This is a genomic window from Photorhabdus aballayi, from assembly GCF_026153155.1.
Classification (GTDB): Bacteria; Pseudomonadota; Gammaproteobacteria; order Enterobacterales; family Enterobacteriaceae; genus Photorhabdus; species Photorhabdus luminescens.
This window is the reverse complement of sequence record NZ_JAPFCD010000035.1, coordinates 24,684-45,524: the sequence shown is the minus strand read 5'-3', so window position 1 is coordinate 45,524 and position 20,841 is coordinate 24,684. Positions and strand designations below refer to the sequence as shown.

The window sequence follows — 20,841 nt, the reverse complement described above, 5'->3', positions numbered from 1 at the left end:
TATGTTGGAATTTAAGCGGGTATCTGCCCATTATGGAGAAGTTCAGGTATTGCATCAGGTCAGCCTGAATATTCAGCAGGGAGAAATCGTCACTCTGATTGGTGCAAATGGCGCAGGAAAAACAACATTACTCAGTACGTTATGTAGTGAACCCAGAGCAACTGAAGGTTCCATTGTTTTTCGTGGCAAAGATATCACTCAATGGTCGACAGCACGTATTATGCGTGAGGATATTGCTATTGTTCCTGAAGGGCGCAGAGTGTTTGCTCGTATGACAGTGGAAGAGAATTTGGCAATGGGCGGTTTTTTTGCTGATAAAACTCAGTATCAGCAGCGTATTGAACGGGTTTATGGTTTATTTCCGCGCCTACAAGAAAGGCGTAACCAGCGGGCTGGAACGATGTCCGGCGGTGAACAGCAAATGTTGGCAATTGGTCGCGCTTTAATGAGCCAGCCGCAGTTATTGTTGTTGGATGAGCCTTCATTGGGACTGGCGCCGATAGTTATCATTCAGATTTTCGATACTATTCAACAATTGAGGGAAGAGGGGATGACAATCTTTTTGGTTGAACAGAATGCAAATCAGGCATTGAAACTGGCTGACCGAGGATATGTACTGGAAAACGGCAAGATCGTACTGGAAGATAGTGGGTCTGCATTATTGGTTAATGAAGCTGTGAGAAATGCGTATTTGGGAGGATAGAGACGTATTCTTTTTCACAGGAAGGGAATTTAGATGGTTGATTATCCTCGTAGTACTAGGAAGGTTGTTTTTTCCAAGGTGAGGATGTCATTAATAATGCTTTAAGTTTTTATTATTTGGGGTCGGGGCAACGAGTATGGTTTCAAATGTTTTGAAATCTGCCCTTATTTTTCTATTATTAAGTTAATTTTATTTCATCAAAAAGGGAATGCTTTTAAGAATATTCATTCGTTATCTTATAAAAGATATAATCTATTGGGGATTAAAATATTATTGATTAGGGTATGATGAAAATATATGGTCAGGATAATAGACTGTTTTATTAATTGTCATTTTAATATTGTGAGTGAATTTGTGAATTATTATAGTCACTATATAAATGTGAAGTTAGAAAATAAAAACTAGTATTATATACTGCTATAGCAGTATATATTATTAATTCCAGGTTAATAACGTAATTACAATAATTTCCATTTTAATATTTCTGTATATATTGTTTATATTTTATATAATTTCAATGGTTCTTAAATAATAGTGGTTTCATTGAGGTAGAACATTGACACGAACTATATTTCTGCTATAGTTTTTATATTATTGTGATTTTTTTAGATATGTCTCATTAATGACTTACTTATAATATGGCTATCTTAATGTTCTGGTGATTTATTGTGGTATGTAAAATCCACGTAATATATCGGGGAATTAAATTTCAAAGATAATAGTGGTTCTATGATGGTTAAAGAGTATCTTTAATTAAGTGTAATGCTGTTTTTTGAAAATATTTATATGTAAGTTGAGTATATTTTATTTAAATTTTAATGAGGAAAATAAATATGTCTAGAATAACCATTGTTGTTGATTCAGATACACAGAAAGCAGAAGTTTATTCTGATTCTCCTGTTCCAGCACATAGAGATTTAAATGCAGTTGGTCCTTTGAGTGATGTGACTATATCACCTCATGCTAGTGTGGAAGTATTTAGAATAGACACCCCAATAATTCCAGAATCCAGAAGCTCTCTGAGAGTTGTAAATACAGGGCTGGCAAATAGTGTTACGGCTAAATTTTACTGGTCTCATAGTTTTACTTCTGAATGGTTTGAGGCTGGTTCTATAGATGTAGGATTGGGAGAAGATAAGGTATTAAACGTGCCTAGCAGCTCTTTTTATTATAGTAAATTTGTTATCTATAATAATACGGATAGAGTTGCTTATGTTACGGCAAATTTGGTTTAAACATCTTATTTTAATTTAAGGGTTTCATTATGCATACAGAAAATGTTTTAAACCTCAGAACCATTGTGGCTAATGAATATGCGGTAAAAACGAGTGCATTAGAGTGGGATGTTACTGATATTGTAAAAAATGCAATCATAGGAGGTATATCTTTTATACCTTCGGTGGGTCCCGCGATATCTTTTTTAGTCGGTTTATTCTGGCCTCAATCGCAAGAAAATATATGGGAAGGAATCGTTAAACAAATTGAGAGGATGATAGAAGAGTCTGCATTAAAGACGATTAAAGGTATCCTTGCTGGTGATATTGCCTATATACAAGAGCGGATGGCGACCGTTGCTGATCTTCTTGATAAGCATCCAGGATCTGACGAAGCGAGGAGTGCTTTTAATAACCTGGCAGAAAATATAGATGGTTATCACAAAAAATTTAATAATTTTTCGAATGATGTTAACTATCAAATATTACCCATGTTTTCTACTACGGTTATGATGCAGATAACATATTGGGTTACTGGTTTAGAGAGAAGAGCTGAAATTGGGCTTAGTGATATTGATATTGAAAAAGTTCGAGGATTAATCAAAAAGACGGTAGAACAGGCTAATAGTTATATTAATAGTATCTATGATAGAGAACTTAATGATGCTCTTAATAACTCGACTGCTGACACTGTTGCAAATAATGTTATGTCTGTTCATGGTCACTGTCGTTTACATGGGATTGAATATATCAGTATTTGGGATAGATTAAGTGAATCTGAGTCTGTAAATAATAGAATCTATGTTGATGTTTTAAGTTATTCTACTTTCTTTGACCGTCAAACAGCAAAAGCTAGAATTCAGGCATTGACTCCAGAGCAAGATATGGCTCCACCCCTCAAACCAGCTCTTAATGGAGGGAAGAGAAGAAAGATAGAATCTTTGATGGGGCATATTGTGCGTATTGGAGGGGCTCCGAGAGTAGGAGGGCTGACAGTTGTATTTGATGACGGCAGTAGCCATCGATTAGGTACAATATCTGGTGAGACGGCATCTATTTCTCTGAATGGTAGTCGAATTACCAGTTTGGAAGTATGGGGCAATGGTGCTGTTGATAGAGCCGTCTTTACTTTGAGTGATGGTCGGTTTTTGTTGTTTGGCGATCCTGGAACATCTCGATATAGGAAATTTTATGTTGGTGATAGTCACTATATTTCAGGGATATATTTGTCCAGTGATTACAACCCATTAGCAGGTCAGGCAGCGAATATTGCTGTATCTTATCAGTTGATAAATGATGATGAAAAATAATAGCTTTTAATAAGTATATTCTATGTATGTAGAATGTTATTAGCTTTTATACCCGTCATCTTTCAAGTTGTCTCTTTGTTGGCTGCACTCACTCACCCCGGTCACATAGTTATCTATGCTCCCGGGGATTCGCTGCCTTGCCGTCGCGATGCATCTTGAAATCCATAGGGTATATTTGATTATCTTCTTTATTTGATGTACTTGCCGGCGTCTCTGTTCATATGGTGAATATCCTTTGATGAATAGTTTTTTTGATGTCGGCAATTTTTTGTATATTATCTCAATAACTATTTACTTCAATAACTATTTACTTCAATAACTACTTACTTCAATAACTACGTTCCTTATAAGCAGACATATATTCCCTTGGTGATCGACCGGTCATTTTCTTGAAAAATATTGCAAAGGCACTGTCACTGGCAAATTCTAATTCATTGGCGACAGATGACAAATTGCCCTGTTTTGCCAGTAATTCTATAGACTTAATCAAGCGCCACTGTTGTCGCCATTGTTGATAACTGAGACCGGTTTCCCGGCGAAATATCCGACTAATCGTTTTTTCACTGGCTCCGATATTCATTGCTAGTATTTTGAGCGGTGGTGGCAGTGTGGTCATCGGGATGCTGGCTAAACGACGGTCGAAAGGGAGCGGTAATAATGTCGGTTCTCTTTTTGCCAGATGGATTTCGTCAAGACAGACGGCCAATAGGTTAGCCGCAGGTCTATGTAACCAATCTGTATTGAAAGGTGACAGTGCTATTCGTTCTAATACTTCACGTAACAGAGGTGTAACTTCCAATACTTCAACGTTTTCTGCTAAGCATTCGATCTGATTTATATTTAGATAAATCGAGCGATACCCGACGGATTCTTTTATCTCTGCTCTATGAATAATTCGTGGTGGAATCCAGGCAACCCGAGTGGGTGGAAGTATGCATAAGTGATCTGCCAGGGTGATATTGATGCATCCTTGCTGGGTAAATAATAATTGCCCCATCTCATGTTGATGAAATCCTGAGTCATGCTGACCTAGTTCAGCAGCAATCCCCACTACCGGTACCCCAAGGTTATCAGGATCAAAACTATCATCACGGGAAAGCCATGCCATATTTATGTCCGATTTAATAAATAAATTGTCTTTATTATTATAATGCGACAATTAAGAGCGTGCTAATTTACGTTTTATTGTTTAATTGATTAAGAAAAATACAATGCAACGTAAACTTGGACTTACGCTGGCAACAGCGCTGATGATGTTTCCACAAATTGTAGAAACCATCTATAGCCCGGCATTAACCAATATCGCAAAGGAATTTAAAGTGAGTGCCGAGCAAGCCGCTCAAACTTTATCTTTATATTTTTTCGCTTTTGCTATCGGAGTGGTTGTTTGGGGGCGTCTATGTGATCTCATAGGCAGACGGCCAACTATATTGAGTGGATTGTTACTCTATAGCGGCGCTTCGTTAATGGCATTACTAAGTCGTCAGTTTGAGTTGTTACTGGCTGCTAGAATGTTATCTGCATTTGGGGCCGCAGTGGGCTCGGTAGGAACGCAAACCATGCTGAGAGACTCTTACCAGAGAAGTGAATTAGCTCGGGTATTTTCTATTATGGGAGTCGCCTTGGCTGCAAGCCCAGCAGTTGGCATGATAAGTGGTTCTATTTTGGTGTACTTCTGGGGGTATAAGGGCGTCTTTTCCGGCTTGTCTTTACTTGCGGTATTACTATCAGGTTGGTCTGCTATTTGTCTGCCTGAAACTCGCCCTGCGTCAATGGTAACAATACCGCTAATAGGTACCTTAATGATGATGCTTAAGGATGTCGCAATTTGGTGTAATGCGTTGTTGATAGCCCTCTTTAATCTATGTTTGTTCAGTTATTACCAATTGGCTCCATTTAATTTTGAGCGGTTAGGATTCTCTCCTGAGATATTTGGCTACACGGGATTATTTTTGGCATTGGGTGTAGGCATTGGCGCGTGGTTGAATAGACTCTTGCTGAACAAACAATGGAGTTCATCAAACTTAGTGTTGTTTGCTTCTATCATTGTCCTGATAGGAGGCGGATTGATAATGGTTCTGGAAGATACCTGGTTGTTTATTCTGCCTATGATTTTGATTGTTGTGGCCTACGGAATTGCAATTCCTAACATCTTGGCTTCTGCATTGATTGATTATACGGATAGATTGGGAACCGCAGGAGCATTATTGGGTTTGCTATATTATTTGATATTAGGTGGAGGTTTGGCGCTAGCAGGTTGGAACCAACATCTTGGTGTTGTCTTGATATGTTGTGGTTGTTTTATCTTATTGTTGGCTGTAACCAATTATTTCATATTCATGAGAGCTGAAAATAACCTGACATTGAGAGGATTTGGAATTATGGTAAATCAATCAGGTAAAAGGGAGATTTAATGCAGATAATGTGGATTTTTGGGAACGAAAATAGCGTAGACGTTGCCATGTCAGGTTCGTAGATATTTTTGGTTTGGCAAAAAAGGCACTTTACCAAGAGGTACAGCGCCTTTTTTAATGAACTAACTTTAGTGATTAGTTCATGCCATATTTTTTCAATTTCTTACGCAGTGTGCCACGGTTGATGCCCATCATCAGGGCAGCACGTGTTTGGTTGCCACGGGTGTATTGCATCACCATGTCCAACAATGGCTGTTCCACTTCAGCCAATACCAGCTCATACAGATCATTAACATCTTGACCGTTTAATTGAGCAAAATAGTTCTTCAGTGCTTGTTTAACTGAATCACGTAAAGGTTTTTGAGTTACCTGATCTTGTGAATTTACAGTAGCAACGGTTAGTACGTCAGAATTTACGCGTTGTTCGAACATAGTTCTGTCAGCTCTTTTCTTTATATTACGCAAAATTTTCGAAATATGCCCCCAACACCTCCAGCTGTTCGCTGGCATCCTCTATGGTGTTGAATGTGCGCCGGAACTGGTCATCAGGAGCATGTTCCCGGAGATACCAGGATACATGCTTACGTGCGATACGGGCTCCCTTGCCTGGACCATAAAAGTCGTGCAATTCCCGTATGTGCTCGTTCATTAAATGCTGCACTTCGCCAATCGGCATCGGTGACAGCAATTCCCCTGTTGCCAGATAGTGCTGGATTTCCCGGAAGATCCAGGGTCTTCCCTGAGCAGCGCGGCCTATCATCAGGGCATCAGCCCCGGTGTATTCAAGCACTGCTCTGGCCTTAAGCGGGTCAGTAATGTCACCATTGGCAATAACCGGAATGGCAACAGTCTGCTTAACTGTCCGAATATTGTCGTACTCTGCCTCTCCGTTAAATAAGCAGGCACGAGTCCTGCCGTGGATCGTCAGAGCTTGAATACCACAATGCTCGGCCAATTGGGCAATCTTTACACAGTTTCGTTCTTCTGGCGACCATCCAGTGCGGATTTTCAGCGTAACAGGAACATCTACTGCGTTTACAACGGCAGAAAGAATTTTCTCCACCAATTCTGGGTAACGTAGTAAAGCCGAACCTGCTAGCTTACGATTCACTTTCTTGGCTGGACACCCCATGTTGATATCAATGATCTGAGCACCGTTAGCGACGTTAATCTTCGCTGCTGCTGCCATTTCATCGGGATCACTGCCAGCAATTTGCACGGAACGAATTCCCGGTTCGTCACTGTGAACCATACGTAGCCGGGATTTGTCTGTCCTCCAGACCTGTGGGTTGGAAGATAGCATTTCCGATACTGTCATACCTGCACCCATTGTGTAACATAGCGACCGAAACGGGCGGTCAGTTATGCCAGCCATTGGGGCCGCAATAAGACAGTTTTTCAGCTGGTATTGTCCGATACGCATAATAGACGAAGAAAGAGTGGCCATACTGTGACTGCAAGGGCGCGTATATTACGCATTTTTCGCAAAATATGAAAGGCCAAACTTTGAGCAAATCGTCATTTGTTACAACTTTTTTCCAGCTTTTCTTCTGTGGTAAATATAATTATTCATAAATAACATGGTGTTATATGTTATTGGTAAAGTTTGTCACTTAGGATTTTTCTATCAGCAAGTTTGCTGATAGCACGGATTACCATCAATAAGCGATCAAAATTCACTCTTGCAATTATAACAAAATAAAATAATTTTAATTTGTTGTTATTTTTACCCCAGATATCCGACACCATTCTTCATGCTCCGCGACAGGATCGATGACGAATTTATCAGTATAGGCCTGAATAACACTTTCTGCCTGATTTGTTAAAATACCCGACAGACCTAACAGGCCGCCCGGTTTTGGTAATGCGCCAATTACAGGAGCGAGTTCACGCAGAGGGCCTGCCAAAATATTAGCAATTACTACATCAGATTCAAGATCGTTTGGCGCATCTTTCGCCAAATATAGCGTTAAACGCTCCAGAACGCCGTTACGTTCTGCGTTGTCTCGGCTGGCTTGAATAGCTTGTGGGTCGATATCTATGCCAATAGCGTGCGTTGCACCGAGTTTTAGCGCGGCAATTGCCAGTATGCCGGAACCGCAACCAAAATCGATAACTGTCTTACCTTCCAGATTGAGACTGTCTAACCATTGCAGGCATAACGATGTGGTTGGGTGAGTACCTGTACCAAAAGCCAGTCCCGGGTCCAGCATAACGTTGACAGCATCTGGATCAGGAACGTCGCGCCAGCTTGGACAGATCCACAAGCGGTTGCCAAAACGCATTGGGTGGAAGTTATCCATCCATTCACGTTCCCAGTCTTTGTCTTCCAATTGCTCAATCTTATGAATAAATCCTTCACCCAACTCAGGAACTTGTTCGAGCTGGTTGATGACGGCTTTCATATCCGTTTCAGCATCATAAAGCCCGATGACATCTGTATCTCCCCACAAACGCGTCTCCCCCGGTAGAGGTTCGAATACCGGGTTATCGTGGCTGTCTTGAAAGGTGACTGATACCGCTCCATTTTCCATTAGAGTATCTCCAAGGGATTCAGCGAGCTGTCCTGTAGTATTTAATCGAAGTTGTATCCAAGGCATAAAAAATTCTCCTTAACTGAAATAGATTAAAAGTGACCAACTTAGTGTGGTCTGACTGCTTTTTGCGGTAATCGCTGACCGATGGTATTGCCCATCCAGAAAGCCAACAAGCTAAGTAGCAATGATGGCGCGATTGGATGGAAGCCCAATAGATGGATATTGAAACTAGCGAGCAGAGTGTAGCTTGTTGCCCCTGTAATCATCGAACTGATAGCGCCATAGGCATTGGCTTTTTCCCAATATAGGCCCAGTACTAATGGCCAGAGGAATACGGCCTGTAAGCCGCCGAAGGCTAATAGATTCAGCCAGATAATCATCTCGGGTGGACGCCAGGCGGCTAAAAGTAGCAACAAACCAAGAATCAGGGTAGAAAAACTGGAAATTCGGGCGAGTCTTTTTTCCTGTACGATTTGTTGTGGAAATAAGTTTAGGTAGAGATCTTTGACGATGGTTGCAGAAGATTGCAGCAGTTGCGCATTAATTGTGGACATAATGGCGGCCATTGGTGCGGCTAGAAAAATTCCAGCAGCCAATGGCGGCAATACGGTGATCATCAATGTTGGGATAACCTGATCGGGAATGGTCAGATCAGGAATAATCGCTCGACCAAGCGCTCCTGCTAAGTGCATACCAAACATCAGGATCGTCATGACGATGGTGCCGATGATGATCCCTCGGTGAACAGCTTTGCTATCGCGATAGGAGATGCAACGAACGGCGGTATGAGGTAAGCCAATGACGCCAAAACAGACCAGTACCCAGAATGATGCCATGAAAGGTCCGCTGAGGATGTGGTCTGCGCCTTGTGGGGAAACCAGCTCAGGATTAATTGTTCGTAATGTGGTGACTGCTTCCGACAGACCTCCCGCCTTATAAATAATCGCTACCAGCAACAGAACAGTGCCTAACAACATTACCAGCCCTTGTAGAGCATCATTGAGGACACTCGCTCTGAAGCCCCCAAATGCGGTATAGAGAGCGATAGAGATACCGAAAATCATTAACCCAGTGCCATAAGGGACACCCGCAGCAGTTTCCAGCAGGCGTGCGCCGCCAATAAACTGAACGGTCATCGCGCCGATAAAAGCGACTAAAAGACTTAGGCTGGCAAACCAAACCAGAAAACGACTGCCATAACGGGCATACAACATGTCATTAAGCGTAACGGCATTATAGCGGCGTGCGAGAATAGCGAATTTTTTACCTAGCACACCCAGAGAAAGCCATATTGCCGGCAATTGAATCAGCGACAGTAATACCCATCCCAGACCATATTTATAGGCTGCTCCTGGCCCGCCGATGAATGAGCTGGCACTGATATAGGTGGCAGTAATGGTCATGGCCAATACAAAACCGCCCATTGAACGGTTGCCAAGGAAATACTCAGTCAGGAAGGCGCCTTTCCGGTGGCGTCGATAGGCGTAAACTGATAGCAGAAATACCAGTGCTAGATAGCCAAGTAGAGGTAAGATAACTTCACTTTGCATTCTCATCCTCCAGCGGGACTTCTTTGAAAATAAACTTCACCATTAACCAGCAGAGGATGATGAATACAATTGGTAATAATAGACATGCCATTTCAAACCAGCGAGGTAAGCCAGTGACACCGGGAGCATCACTGGGTAAATAGGCTGTCAATAGCCAGCCTGTAAGGTAAGCAAGCGTTAACAACACAGCCCAAAGTGCTTCTTTATGGGATTGAACAAATCGTCTGTCCATTCGTTCTTCCGGTAATTAGATAAATTAGGATGAGAAGGGAAGGATTGTACGGCAAGATGCGAATTTATTCAGGAAAAATGTGATATTGAGTAAGTCATTTGAGTTTTGCTTAAAAACTTTTCTACATGAATAGATTATCTCGTATTCTTGTAGCATAACCCATATAAGGAAATGCATTTTGGGAATATGTTGATCGCATTTTCATCATATTTTTCCCACAAGATGATTGGTAATATTATAGACAAATTTAGATTGTTTATTTATTGGTGGCTAATACTGTGAAAAGCAATATGAAATACAATGAAATTAAATTATTTCCGACAATAATTTATCTGATATTGGTTATCATGTTTGCTATTGAGGGAAAAATTGAAAATATCGGTAAAACATTTTACCAATAGTGACATTAGTATTAGTGTAGTTTTACTCATTGGCAAAAATCTAGAAAAATGGGCTGCTCGGTATCTGAATCAATAATAGGGAATAAGGTATGTATGATTATATTATTGTCGGTATTGGTATTGTTGGGCTTGGTGTTGCTAATGCATTGCAGGAAGCTCAGCCGAGTATCAAGATATTGATGTTGGATAAAGAGAATACACCAGCCAGCCATCAAAGCGGTCACAATAGCAATGTAGTACATTCAGGCATTTATTATAAACCCGGTAGTCTGAAAGCTCGTCTGGCGACACGTGGTAATAAAACTATGTTCTCTTTTTGTCGCCAGCATGGTTTGTACCATGATCGTTGCGGCAAAGTTATTGTTGCTACACAGCCGAAAGAATTACCATTACTGGAAAATCTCTATCAGCGCGGATTGCAAAATGGTCTGGAAGTTAGTCGCCTAAATCGTTTGCAACTCAATGAGCGCGAGCCGCATGTTAATGGGTTGGAAGCGTTACTTGTTCCTGATGCTGGTATTGTGAACTATAAAGAGGTGGCGGATAAACTGGCGGAAATTATCCAGCAGCGTGGCGCTACCCTGATTTATGGTCAAATGGTTACCGCCATTAAAGAAGGTAGTGACAGAGTAGAAGTTGTCACGCCACAGAATAGTTATCAGGCAAAATGGTTGATTAATTGTGCCGGATTGCATAGTGATCGTATCGCTTGTTTGCCGGGCTATGATACAGGCATGAAGATCATTCCTTTCCGTGGTGAATATTATGTGTTGAATAGTGAAAAAAACTATTTGGTCAACCATTTGATCTATCCAGTACCTAATCCAGATTTTCCTTTCCTTGGTGTACACTTTACCCGTATGTATAACGGTAAACGCGATATTGGTCCGAATGCAGTACTGGCATTTAAGCGCGAAGGTTACAGAAAAACCGATATTGATCTGACAGATCTGAGAGAAATATTGAGCTATCGTGGTTTTTGGAAAATTGCGCGTACCTATTTTAGTGAAGGAATGGCGGAGATATACCGTTCATTGTGTAAAAAACGGTTTGTCGCTAATGCTCGTTGCCTGATACCTGAACTCAATGCTGAGGATATTGTTCCTGGTTCCGCGGGTGTGCGTGCTCAAGCACTGACTGCCGATGGCAAGCTGGTTGATGATTTTCATATCGTGACGGGTATGCGCTCACTACACGTTTGTAATGCGCCTTCACCAGCAGCGACTGCTTCAATTGAAATAGGTCGTGAAATTGTTCACCAATATTTGCCTGTGTGAATGTGAAATAATATGAAAAGGAGCGCTTGGACGCTCCTTAAAATATGTTGATGTTATTAAACCAGTTTTAAGTTTCCTGTAATCCCAGTTTTTTCTCCAGATAGTGGATATTAGTGCCACCATTCTGAAAGTTTTCATCATTCATAATCGTCTGTTGAAGCTCGATATTTGTCTTGATGCCATCAATGATCAATTCTGCCAATGCATTTTTCATACGGGCAATAGCATTGTCACGATTTTCACCGTAAGTAATCAGCTTACCAATCATTGAATCATAGTAAGGAGGGACGGTGTAGCCAGCATAAATATGCGATTCCCAGCGTACACCAAATCCACCTGGTGAGTGGAAACGGGTAATTTTACCTGGGCTTGGCAGAAACGTGTTCGGATCTTCGGCGTTGATACGACATTCAATAGCGTGACCACGAATAACAACATCTTTCTGTTTAATGGAAAGCGGCATACCTGCGGCGATCCGCAACTGCTCTTTAATCAGGTCAACACCGGTAATCATTTCTGTCACTGGATGTTCGACCTGAATACGGGTGTTCATCTCAATGAAATAGAATTCGCCGTTTTCATACAGGAATTCGAAAGTACCGGCGCCACGATAGCCAATTTCGATACATGCGTTAGCACAGCGTTCACCAATACTGCGACGCATTTCTGGCGTGATACCTGGTGCAGGGGCTTCTTCGACAACTTTCTGGTGACGGCGTTGCATAGAGCAATCACGTTCAGCCAGATAAATTGCTTGACCTTGACCGTCAGCCAGTACCTGGATTTCAATATGACGTGGATTTTCAAGGAATTTTTCCATATAAACCATATCGTTATTGAAAGCAGCTTTTGCTTCCGCACGGGTCATATTGATTGATTGTTCCAGATCTTTATCACTGCGGACGACGCGCATACCGCGACCGCCGCCGCCGCCGGATGCTTTGATGATGACAGGATAGCCGATGCGTTTAGCGAAGGCTTTGTTTTTCTCTGTGTCATCAGACAATGGGCCATCAGAGCCAGGTACGCAAGGAACGCCTGCTTTTTTCATCGCATTGATAGCAGAAACTTTATCACCCATCAGGCGGATCGTTTCTGCTTTTGGACCGATAAAAATAAAGCCGGAACGCTCAACCTGTTCAGCAAAATCTGCATTTTCAGACAAAAAACCATAGCCAGGGTGAATGGCTACTGCGCCGGTGATTTCTGCCGCAGAAATAATCGCCGGGATATTCAGATAGCTTTTTGCAGAAGCTGCCGGGCCTATACAGATAGTTTCGTCTGCCAGCAGTACATGTTTTAAGTCACGATCCGCAGAGGAATGTACCGCAACGGTTTTGATCCCCAATTCTTTACAAGCTCGCAGGATACGCAGGGCAATTTCACCACGGTTAGCAATTACAATTTTATCAAGCATGGGAACGCCTCGTTATTCGATGACGACCAACGGCTCGTCAAATTCAACGGGTTGACCGCTTTCCACAAGAATCGCTTTAACCACACCTGCTTTGTCGGCTTCGATCTGATTCATCATTTTCATTGCTTCAACGATGCAAAGGGTATCACCCACATTGACGCGTTGGCCGATTTCGATAAACGGTTTTGCATCTGGGCTAGGCGTACGATAGAAGGTACCTACCATTGGAGAACGAACGACGTGACCGTCGATTGCGGCTGATCTATCGCTGATTGTTTCTGGCAGAGCCTGAGAAGGCGCAACAGCGTTAGACAATGCAGGTTGTTGTGCTTGGACGGGAATATATTGCTGAGCTGCCGGAAAACTCTGGGGGGCTAATGCGCGGCTGATGCGCACTGACTCTTCCCCTTCAGAAATTTCCAGTTCAGAAATGCCAGATTCTTCAACCAGCTCGATCAGTTTTTTTATCTTACGAATATCCATGAGTGTGATTCCGTACTCTTCTGTTTTATTTAGTTGAGTTTTGACAAGCGGTTTACCGCTGCCTGTAATGCAAAGCTATAGCCATCTCCCCCTAAACCGCAGATTACACCAACGGCAATATCTGAAAGATATGAGTGATGACGAAATGGCTCGCGCGCGTGAACATTGGAGAGGTGGATCTCAATAAATGGGATCTTTACTGTCAACAATGCATCACGCAGTGCCACGCTGGTATGCGTGAATGCAGCAGGGTTAATTAAGATAAAATCAATGTTGCCCTGTGCAGAATGAATTCTATTTATCAGCTCAAATTCTGCGTTAGATTGCAGGTGGCTGAATTTGACCCCTAATTGGTGGGCTTCTTCAGACAATTTGCTGACGATATCATCAAGTGTTAAGTTGCCATAGATATCAGGCTCCCGGGTTCCTAACATATTCAGGTTAGGGCCGTTAAGGAGTAAAATGTGAAACTTGTCTGCCATTGTGCTGGTATCTCCGGCGATTTGTCAACAATGCTCCAACATAATCCGATATTAACGATTTGTCATCTTTTTGTAACAGCTACTCAGTTTATTTCCACGATAAAGCGCGACATTATAATCATATCGTAGCATTTAGCAGCTAAATACTGGTCTTATCAGAAAAAATGTCAAGAATAAAACCACTCTACTTTAGAGGCTAATCACAATTCTTAACGAACTCTTACTAAAGTACGTCCTGTAACCTGGTTAGCTATCAATTTATTAGCATATTCCACTGTTTGCTCCAGTGTTATCTCAGTTGTTGCCTGCCGATAAAAAGAAGCGGGTAACAGCTCTTGCAGGCGTTGCCACACAGCAGGTCGTTTGGCTGATGGAACGGTGACGGACTCTACGCCTTGCAGACGTACGTTACGTAAAATAAATGGCATCACTGTGGTTGGCAGATTTGCATTACCGGCGAGGCCGCAGGCTGCAACGGTGCCGTTATAGTGAGTTTGAGCCAGTATTGTTGCCAGTACATTATCGCCTACAGTGTCAATAGCTCCGGCCCAAAGCTGTTTTTCCAGTGGACGAGGTGGTTGGCTAAATTCATGGCGTGGCAAAACTTTTTTTGCTCCTAGGGATAACAAATATTCATGATTTTCTTGTCTACCGCTAACGGCAACAACGGAATAGCCAAGTTGTGAGAGTAGGGCTATCGCCGTACTCCCTACACCACCGCTGGCGCCTGTCACAACAACATCACCACTTTCTGGCTTAACGCCGCCTTGTTCCAGGGCGATAACGCACAGCATTGCGGTAAAACCAGCAGTACCAATGATCATTGCTTGTCTGCTATCCAGACCGGCAGGTAAAGGTGTCAACCACTCGCCTGAAACTCTGGCTTGTTCCGCCAGTCCACCCCAATGATTTTCTCCTACACCCCAGCCGGTTAATAATACATGTTGACCGATATGAAAACGGGGATCTTCGGTACTGTGTACAATGCCAGAGAAATCAATACCCGGTATCATCGGGAATTGGCGGATAATTTTCCCTTTGCCTGTGATTGCTAATGCGTCTTTATAGTTGAGAGTTGACCAGTGAATATCGACGGTAACGTCTCCCACGGGAAGATGAGAAGCATCAATTTCTTCTATGGACGCTGATAATTGGTTCTGTTGTTGTTTGAGTAGCAGGGCTTTCATTATTGTTCCGTTCTCTGTAATCAATTTTGTCATTAAATAAGGATAGATAAAAATGAGTAATTTACATAAGGTAGATAAGAAAAAATAAAGTGTTGATGGATTATAAAACAGAATTTATCCGCATTTTTATCTGTAATCTCATTGTCATATTCCAGCATTAGTTGCATATGGCGTTCTATTTCAGAAAATTCTGTTTTTTATTATTTTTTAGCAGAAAGTATTGTATTTTAGTCGTAGTTTATTACATCATTAATTTGCTCACTACACAGACTACGTACTTGTGGTTAAGTGTTGGTAATGGCGAGCAGAGGTATGAGTTTATAGGCATGAATTTGATATGAGCTTACCGGAATAGCTATTGGTCAAAAAGCAGCAGCGGATTTAGCCGGTACGGTGCCAGTGGTATCATCCAGTGGCACCATAATGTTGAATTATGCAAAATTAGGTGGTTCTTGCATTTCGTTATGGAACAATTGGTAAAATTAACCCATTTTTATGCAGTTTTTTTCTGCTCCGTTTGGGAGAAGTAACGTAGAATATCGCGCTGTTGATATGAATAACGTAGCCACTTTTTTATTGAAGCAGGTGCTTGTGCGCCTTGTCGCTGCTTCATGTGGTTGGTAGAGTAGACGGGTTTTGTTCCGTCCCCAGCTTGCAGGATTATCCTTTCGCTATGTTTAAAAAATTTCGTGGCATGTTTTCCAACGACTTGTCTATTGACTTGGGTACCGCCAATACCCTTATCTACGTCAAAGGTCAGGGTATTGTATTGAATGAACCTTCGGTTGTCGCAATCCGTCAGGATCGTGCAGGTTCATCGAAAAGTGTTGCTGCCGTTGGGCAGGAAGCAAAGCAAATGCTGGGTCGAACACCGGGTAATATTGCGGCAATTCGTCCGATGAAAGATGGGGTGATTGCTGATTTTTATGTTACTGAGAAGATGCTGCAACACTTTATTAAGCAAGTTCATAGCAACAGTTTCATGCGTCCAAGCCCGCGAGTTTTGGTTTGTGTACCTGTTGGCGCAACTCAAGTTGAGCGTCGGGCAATCCGTGAATCGGCACTCAGTGCCGGTGCTCGAGAAGTATTTTTGATTGAAGAACCTATGGCTGCGGCGATTGGCGCTGGCTTACCTGTTTCTGAAGCCACGGGCTCAATGGTTGTGGATATTGGCGGCGGCACCACGGAAGTGGCGGTTATCTCTTTGAACGGGGTTGTTTATTCATCTTCTGTACGTATCGGTGGTGATCGTTTTGATGAGGCTATTATCAATTATGTTCGCCGTAATTATGGTTCGTTGATTGGCGAGGCAACCGCTGAGCGTATTAAACACACCATCGGTTCTGCTTATCCCGGCGATGAGATGTTGGAGATTGAAGTTCGTGGTCGTAACTTGGCTGAAGGTGTCCCACGCGGCTTTACGCTTAACTCCAACGAAATTCTTGAAGCTCTGCAAGAGCCTTTAACGGGTATTGTTAGTGCTGTCATGGTCGCTCTTGAGCAGTGTCCGCCAGAATTGGCTTCCGATATTTCAGAACGCGGCATGATCTTGACTGGTGGTGGTGCATTATTGCGCAATCTTGACCGTTTACTGATAGAGGAAACGGGTATTCCTGTCATTGTTGCGGAAGATCCATTGACGTGCGTTGCCCGTGGTGGCGGAAAAGCGCTTGAAATGATCGACATGCATGGCGGTGAACTCTTCAGTGAGGAGTGAGTGTTAACTTGCAAGTGAGGGAGGAATGACGGGCAGCTCAGACCTCCTTGCGATTGCTGTCTGGGAATTCCATTGTTTATGAAACAGTACAGTTTGGAATAGCGCAGCTTATGAAGCCAATTTTTAGCAGGGGGCCTTCCCTGCAATTACGACTTTTCTTTGCTGTTATTGTTGCCATTGCTTTGGTTGTGGCAGACAGCCGCCTTGATGCTCTCAGTAAAGTCCGTAATTATATGGATACGGTGGTCAGTCCATTTTATTTTCTCGCCAATGGCCCGCGTCAAGTGCTTGATGGCGTGTCAGAAACCCTTGCTTCCCGTGAACAACTTCGATTGGAAAATCGTGCTTTACGCCAAGAATTATTGATGAAAAACAGTGATATGCTGTTATTAGGGCAACTTAAACAGGAAAATTCCCGTTTGCGTGAGCTATTGGGGTCGCCTTTACGTCAGGATGAACACATGATGGTGACGCAGGTGATCTCCGGTAGGGCTAATCCTTATAGTGATCAGGTCGTCATCGATAAAGGATCAAGAGAAGGTGTTTATGAAGGACAACCTGTTATCAGTGACAAAGGCATTGTTGGTCAAGTTGTTGCTGTCAGTCAGTTTACTAGCCGGGTATTACTGATTTGTGATACGACTCATGCTTTGCCGATTCAAGTTTTACGTAATGATATCAGGGCTATTATTGCGGGTGCGGGTTGTACTGATGATTTGCAGTTTGAGCTATTACCAAGCAACACAGACATTCGGGTTGGAGATGTGTTGGTGACTTCTGGGTTAGGGGGGCGTTTCCCGGAAGGTTATCCGGTAGCGGTGGTTTCGTCAGTTAAAGTCGATAATCAGCGAGCCTATACTGTGATTCACGCTCGACCAACGGCAGAATTACAGCGTTTGCGTTATTTGTTGTTGTTGTGGGGAGCGGATAATAATCCATCCGAACCATTGCCTCCATCAGAGGTTTATCGTGTAGCCAATGAACGTTTAATGCAAATGATGCCTCAGGTATTGCCGCATGCGAATGAAGTGGGACCACCAGCGCCATCGTCTGTTTCTGATGAAACAACCAAGACAACAGAAAGAGTGAAAAATGCTGAATCGACAATAACGTCTGCTAAATTTATAAATTCGGGAAATCGTTAATGAATCAATACCGGAGTCATGGGCGTTGGATCATTTGGTTATCTTTCTTGGTTGCAATGGTGCTGCAAATTATGCCGTGGCCGGAGCAAATTTATATGTATCGGCCAACTTGGTCGGCGCTATTGTTGATTTATTGGGTAATGGCGTTACCTCATAGAGTCAGTGTTGGGACCGGTTTTGTATTGGGGATCATCGTAGATTTGATTCAGGGGGCGACACTGGGTGTTAACGCTTTGGCTTACAGTCTTGTGAGTTATTTGGTGTCATTTAAGTTTCAATTATTCCGCAATATGGCGCTTTGGCAGCAGGCTTTGGTCGTCATTGCTTTATCGGTACTGATGGATTTCAGTGTGTTTTGGGCAGAATTTTTGTTATCAAATGTTGCTTTTCATCCAGAAGTATTCTGGAACAGTTTGGTCAATGGTATTCTTTGGCCGTGGTTGTTCCTGTTAATGCGAAAAATCCGTCGTCAGTTTAATGTACATTAGTGGTCGGATCGCAGTTTTTAATGTCCTGATAGAGCTTATTCCAGCAGGCGTTACTGATGCAGGCCATTCTTTCCAAGTAACTTGAGGATGCGAGTAGAGAGTGTAACCGAAGCGTGCCTGGATTACGTGAGGATTAAGCTCTGCTCCAGATTCAAAATGGCAAATGAAATAGCCTAATGAGATAGGTAGTAGTAAGGACGATATCATCATGAAAACCCTTTATCTGGCTTCCGGCTCACCAAGGCGGCGTGAGCTGGTTGAGTTATTGGACTTTAAATTTGAAATTCTTTCTCCTCAGGTAAAGGAGCAATGGCAAGAGGGTGAAACTCCGCGTCAATATGTTAGCCGATTAGCAAAAGATAAATCTCAGGCGGGGGTTGCTATTGCGCCAGAAGATTTTCCGGTGCTAGGAGCGGATACTGTTGTTGTATTGAATGGTAAGATTTTGGAAAAACCGCGCAATGAACAACATGCCGTTGAAATGCTCAGCGCACTTTCCGGTCAGTGTCATCAGGTGATTACCGCTATTGCTTTATCAGATAATCAGCGTACTTTAAGTGATATAGTCATTACAGATGTGACCTTTCGCCAATTATCCACACAGGAAATTTTGGATTATGTAGCAACCGGTGAGCCGATGGACAAAGCGGGTGCTTATGGTATTCAGGGAAAAGCGGGTTGCTTTGTTAAAACGCTTAATGGTAGTTATCACTCAGTTGTTGGTCTGCCATTGGTGGAAACGCACGAATTAATCACAAAGTTTTTTGCGTTAGTTGATGGAAAGGGGAACACATGACAGCAGAGTTATTAGTCAATATTACACCATCCGAAACGCGCGTTGCTTACATTGATGGTGGGATTTTGCAAGAAATCCATATAGAAAGGGAAGCCAAAAGAGGAATTGTCGGCAATATCTACAAAGGTCGTGTAAGCCGGGTATTACCAGGGATGCAGGCTGCTTTTGTGGATATTGGTCTGGAAAAAGCTGCCTTTCTTCACGCTTCAGACATTGTGCCTCATACGGAATGTATTGCCGGTGAGGAGCAAAAGAACTTTCATGTCAAAGATATTGCTGAGTTGGTTCGCCAGGGACAAGATTTAATGGTTCAGGTGGTGAAAGATCCTCTTGGCACTAAAGGCGCTCGACTAACGACCGATATTACTTTACCTTCCCGTTATCTTGTATTTATGCCCGGTGCATCTCATGTCGGGGTTTCACAACGTATTGAAAGTGAAGAAGAGCGTAATCGTCTGAAAAATATTGTTGCTGACTATTGTGATGAACATGGTGGTTTCATTATTAGGACGGCTGCCGAGGGCGTTGGTGACGAAGAATTAGCTCAAGATGCGGCTTTCTTGAAACGATTGTGGAGTAAGGTGATGGAGCGTAAAAAGCGCAATGTCACTAAAAATAAACTTTATGGCGAATTGGCTCTGGCCCATCGTATTTTGCGTGATTTCGCCGGAGCAGCCCTTGATCGTATTCGTGTGGATTCTCGTTTGACGTTTACTCAATTACAGGAATTTATTCGCGAATATATTCCTAAAATGACTGCCAGATTGGAACTTTATAACGGTAGTCAGCCTATTTTCGATCTGTTTGATGTAGAAAATGAAATTCAGCGAGCACTCGATCGCAAAGTTGAATTAAAATCAGGCGGTTATTTGATTATTGACCAAACTGAAGCGATGACCACAATTGATATTAATACTGGCGCATTTGTCGGGCATCGCAATTTGGAAGAAACTATTTTTAATACCAATATTGAGGCGACGCAAGCTATTGCCAGGCAATTAAGGCTGCGTAATCTGGGTGGTATTATTATTATTGATTTTATCGATATGAATAGCGAAGAGCATCGTCGACGGGTATTAGCTTCTCTTGAACACGCGCTGAGTAAAGATCGTGTTAAAACGACGATTAATGGTTTTTCCCAACTTGGACTGGTGGAAATGACCCGTAAGCGGACTCGTGAAAGTATAGAGCATATACTTTGCAGCGACTGTCCTACTTGTAAGGGAAGGGGAACTGTAAAATCGGTTGAAACTGTCTGTTATGAGATTATGCGTGAAATTGTGCGTGTGCACCGGGCAGTTGACGCAGATCGTTTCCTTATTTATGCCTCACCCGCAGTGGCCGAAGCGCTGAGAGGGGAGGAATCTCATGCCCTGGCGGAAGTGGAGATTTTTGTCGGTAAACAGGTAAAAGTTCAGACAGAACAGCTCTACAGTCAGGAACAATTTGACGTAGTTATGATGTAACCATTTGATTTGCTGTCATAAC

General features: G+C 42.6%; 20 protein-coding genes. 10 read left to right on the top strand and 10 right to left on the bottom strand.

The genetic code is table 11. From position 1 onward, the window contains the following. Position 1 precedes the first annotated feature (1 nt). The 3 genes from livF (at position 2) to OO184_RS16580 (ending at position 3,227) form a co-directional block, all read left to right on the top strand. Positions 2-703, top strand: coding sequence for a high-affinity branched-chain amino acid ABC transporter ATP-binding protein LivF (gene livF / locus OO184_RS16590; protein WP_265380122.1), 702 nt, complete (start codon positions 2-4; stop codon positions 701-703). An 833-nt stretch (positions 704-1,536) separates the two neighbouring features. Next, positions 1,537-1,938, top strand: a complete 402-nt coding sequence (locus OO184_RS16585; RefSeq protein WP_088373754.1) for a hypothetical protein — start codon at positions 1,537-1,539, stop codon at positions 1,936-1,938. Positions 1,939-1,967: 29 nt separating this feature from the next. Beyond that, the gene (locus OO184_RS16580; protein WP_265380121.1) at positions 1,968-3,227 is read left to right on the top strand and encodes an insecticidal delta-endotoxin domain-containing protein; all 1,260 of its coding nucleotides are present in this window, start codon (positions 1,968-1,970) and stop codon (positions 3,225-3,227) included. Positions 3,228-3,555: 328 nt separating this feature from the next. On the opposite strand, the gene OO184_RS16575 is transcribed toward OO184_RS16580, so the two are convergent. Next, on the bottom strand, positions 3,556-4,335 hold the full coding sequence (locus OO184_RS16575) for an AraC family transcriptional regulator (RefSeq protein WP_265380120.1): 780 nt from the start codon (positions 4,333-4,335) through the stop codon (positions 3,556-3,558). A gap of 103 nt (positions 4,336-4,438) precedes the next feature. Here OO184_RS16575 and OO184_RS16570 point away from each other — a divergent pair, with 103 nt between their 5' ends. Beyond that, on the top strand, positions 4,439-5,641 hold the full coding sequence (locus OO184_RS16570) for a Bcr/CflA family efflux MFS transporter (RefSeq protein ID WP_265380119.1): 1,203 nt from the start codon (positions 4,439-4,441) through the stop codon (positions 5,639-5,641). A 135-nt stretch (positions 5,642-5,776) separates the two neighbouring features. Here OO184_RS16570 and fis read toward each other — a convergent pair whose 3' ends face one another. The 5 genes from fis to OO184_RS16545 form a co-directional block, all read right to left on the bottom strand. Continuing rightward, positions 5,777-6,073, bottom strand: a complete 297-nt coding sequence (gene fis, locus OO184_RS16565; protein WP_010847912.1) for a DNA-binding transcriptional regulator Fis — start codon at positions 6,071-6,073, stop codon at positions 5,777-5,779. Between the two features lie 25 nt (positions 6,074-6,098). Further along, positions 6,099-7,064 carry a tRNA dihydrouridine synthase DusB gene (gene dusB, locus OO184_RS16560; protein ID WP_265380134.1) on the bottom strand — a complete coding sequence of 322 codons (966 nt, stop codon included), beginning with the start codon at positions 7,062-7,064 and terminating at the stop codon, positions 6,099-6,101. 286 nt (positions 7,065-7,350) lie between these two features. Next, complete coding sequence (gene prmA / locus OO184_RS16555; protein WP_265380118.1) at positions 7,351-8,241, bottom strand: 50S ribosomal protein L11 methyltransferase; 891 nt, start codon at positions 8,239-8,241, stop codon at positions 7,351-7,353. Between the two features lie 41 nt (positions 8,242-8,282). Continuing rightward, entirely contained in the window at positions 8,283-9,728 is a 1,446-nt protein-coding gene (gene panF, locus OO184_RS16550; RefSeq protein ID WP_265380117.1) for a sodium/pantothenate symporter, read from the bottom strand. After that, positions 9,718-9,960 (bottom strand): YhdT family protein, encoded by a 243-nt coding sequence (locus OO184_RS16545; protein ID WP_265380116.1) that lies wholly within the window; start codon positions 9,958-9,960, stop codon positions 9,718-9,720. Before OO184_RS16545 ends, panF begins: the two co-directional genes overlap by 11 nt. Before the next feature lie 490 nt (positions 9,961-10,450). On the opposite strand from OO184_RS16545, the gene lhgD reads away from it, so the two are divergent. Beyond that, positions 10,451-11,638 carry an L-2-hydroxyglutarate dehydrogenase gene (lhgD, locus tag OO184_RS16540; RefSeq protein ID WP_265380115.1) on the top strand — a complete coding sequence of 396 codons (1,188 nt, stop codon included), beginning with the start codon at positions 10,451-10,453 and terminating at the stop codon, positions 11,636-11,638. 67 nt (positions 11,639-11,705) lie between these two features. Here lhgD and accC read toward each other — a convergent pair whose 3' ends face one another. The 4 genes from accC to acuI all read right to left on the bottom strand — a co-directional run bounded on the left by accC (position 11,706) and on the right by acuI (position 15,207). Next, positions 11,706-13,055 carry an acetyl-CoA carboxylase biotin carboxylase subunit gene (gene accC / locus OO184_RS16535; protein ID WP_265380114.1) on the bottom strand — a complete coding sequence of 450 codons (1,350 nt, stop codon included), beginning with the start codon at positions 13,053-13,055 and terminating at the stop codon, positions 11,706-11,708. A 12-nt stretch (positions 13,056-13,067) separates the two neighbouring features. After that, on the bottom strand, positions 13,068-13,538 hold the full coding sequence (accB, locus tag OO184_RS16530; RefSeq protein ID WP_265380113.1) for an acetyl-CoA carboxylase biotin carboxyl carrier protein: 471 nt from the start codon (positions 13,536-13,538) through the stop codon (positions 13,068-13,070). A 29-nt stretch (positions 13,539-13,567) separates the two neighbouring features. Beyond that, positions 13,568-14,020, bottom strand: coding sequence for a type II 3-dehydroquinate dehydratase (gene aroQ / locus OO184_RS16525; protein WP_265380112.1), 453 nt, complete (start codon positions 14,018-14,020; stop codon positions 13,568-13,570). A 209-nt stretch (positions 14,021-14,229) separates the two neighbouring features. Further along, positions 14,230-15,207 (bottom strand): acrylyl-CoA reductase (NADPH), encoded by a 978-nt coding sequence (gene acuI, locus OO184_RS16520; RefSeq protein WP_265380111.1) that lies wholly within the window; start codon positions 15,205-15,207, stop codon positions 14,230-14,232. 673 nt (positions 15,208-15,880) lie between these two features. Between acuI and mreB the strand changes: the two genes are divergently transcribed. From mreB to rng, 5 genes are all read left to right on the top strand, one after another. Beyond that, a complete protein-coding gene (gene mreB / locus OO184_RS16515) occupies positions 15,881-16,924 on the top strand; it encodes a rod shape-determining protein MreB (RefSeq protein ID WP_011148194.1) in 1,044 nt (347 codons plus the stop codon). A 110-nt stretch (positions 16,925-17,034) separates the two neighbouring features. Beyond that, complete coding sequence (mreC, locus tag OO184_RS16510) at positions 17,035-18,069, top strand: rod shape-determining protein MreC (protein ID WP_265380110.1); 1,035 nt, start codon at positions 17,035-17,037, stop codon at positions 18,067-18,069. After that, entirely contained in the window at positions 18,069-18,557 is a 489-nt protein-coding gene (mreD, locus tag OO184_RS16505) for a rod shape-determining protein MreD (protein WP_049582722.1), read from the top strand. The genes mreC and mreD overlap by 1 nt, the downstream gene beginning before the upstream one ends. Before the next feature lie 208 nt (positions 18,558-18,765). Next, the gene (locus tag OO184_RS16500) at positions 18,766-19,353 is read left to right on the top strand and encodes a Maf family protein (protein ID WP_265380109.1); all 588 of its coding nucleotides are present in this window, start codon (positions 18,766-18,768) and stop codon (positions 19,351-19,353) included. Continuing rightward, entirely contained in the window at positions 19,350-20,819 is a 1,470-nt protein-coding gene (gene rng, locus OO184_RS16495) for a ribonuclease G (RefSeq protein ID WP_265380108.1), read from the top strand. The genes OO184_RS16500 and rng overlap by 4 nt, the downstream gene beginning before the upstream one ends. Positions 20,820-20,841: the final 22 nt, after the last annotated feature.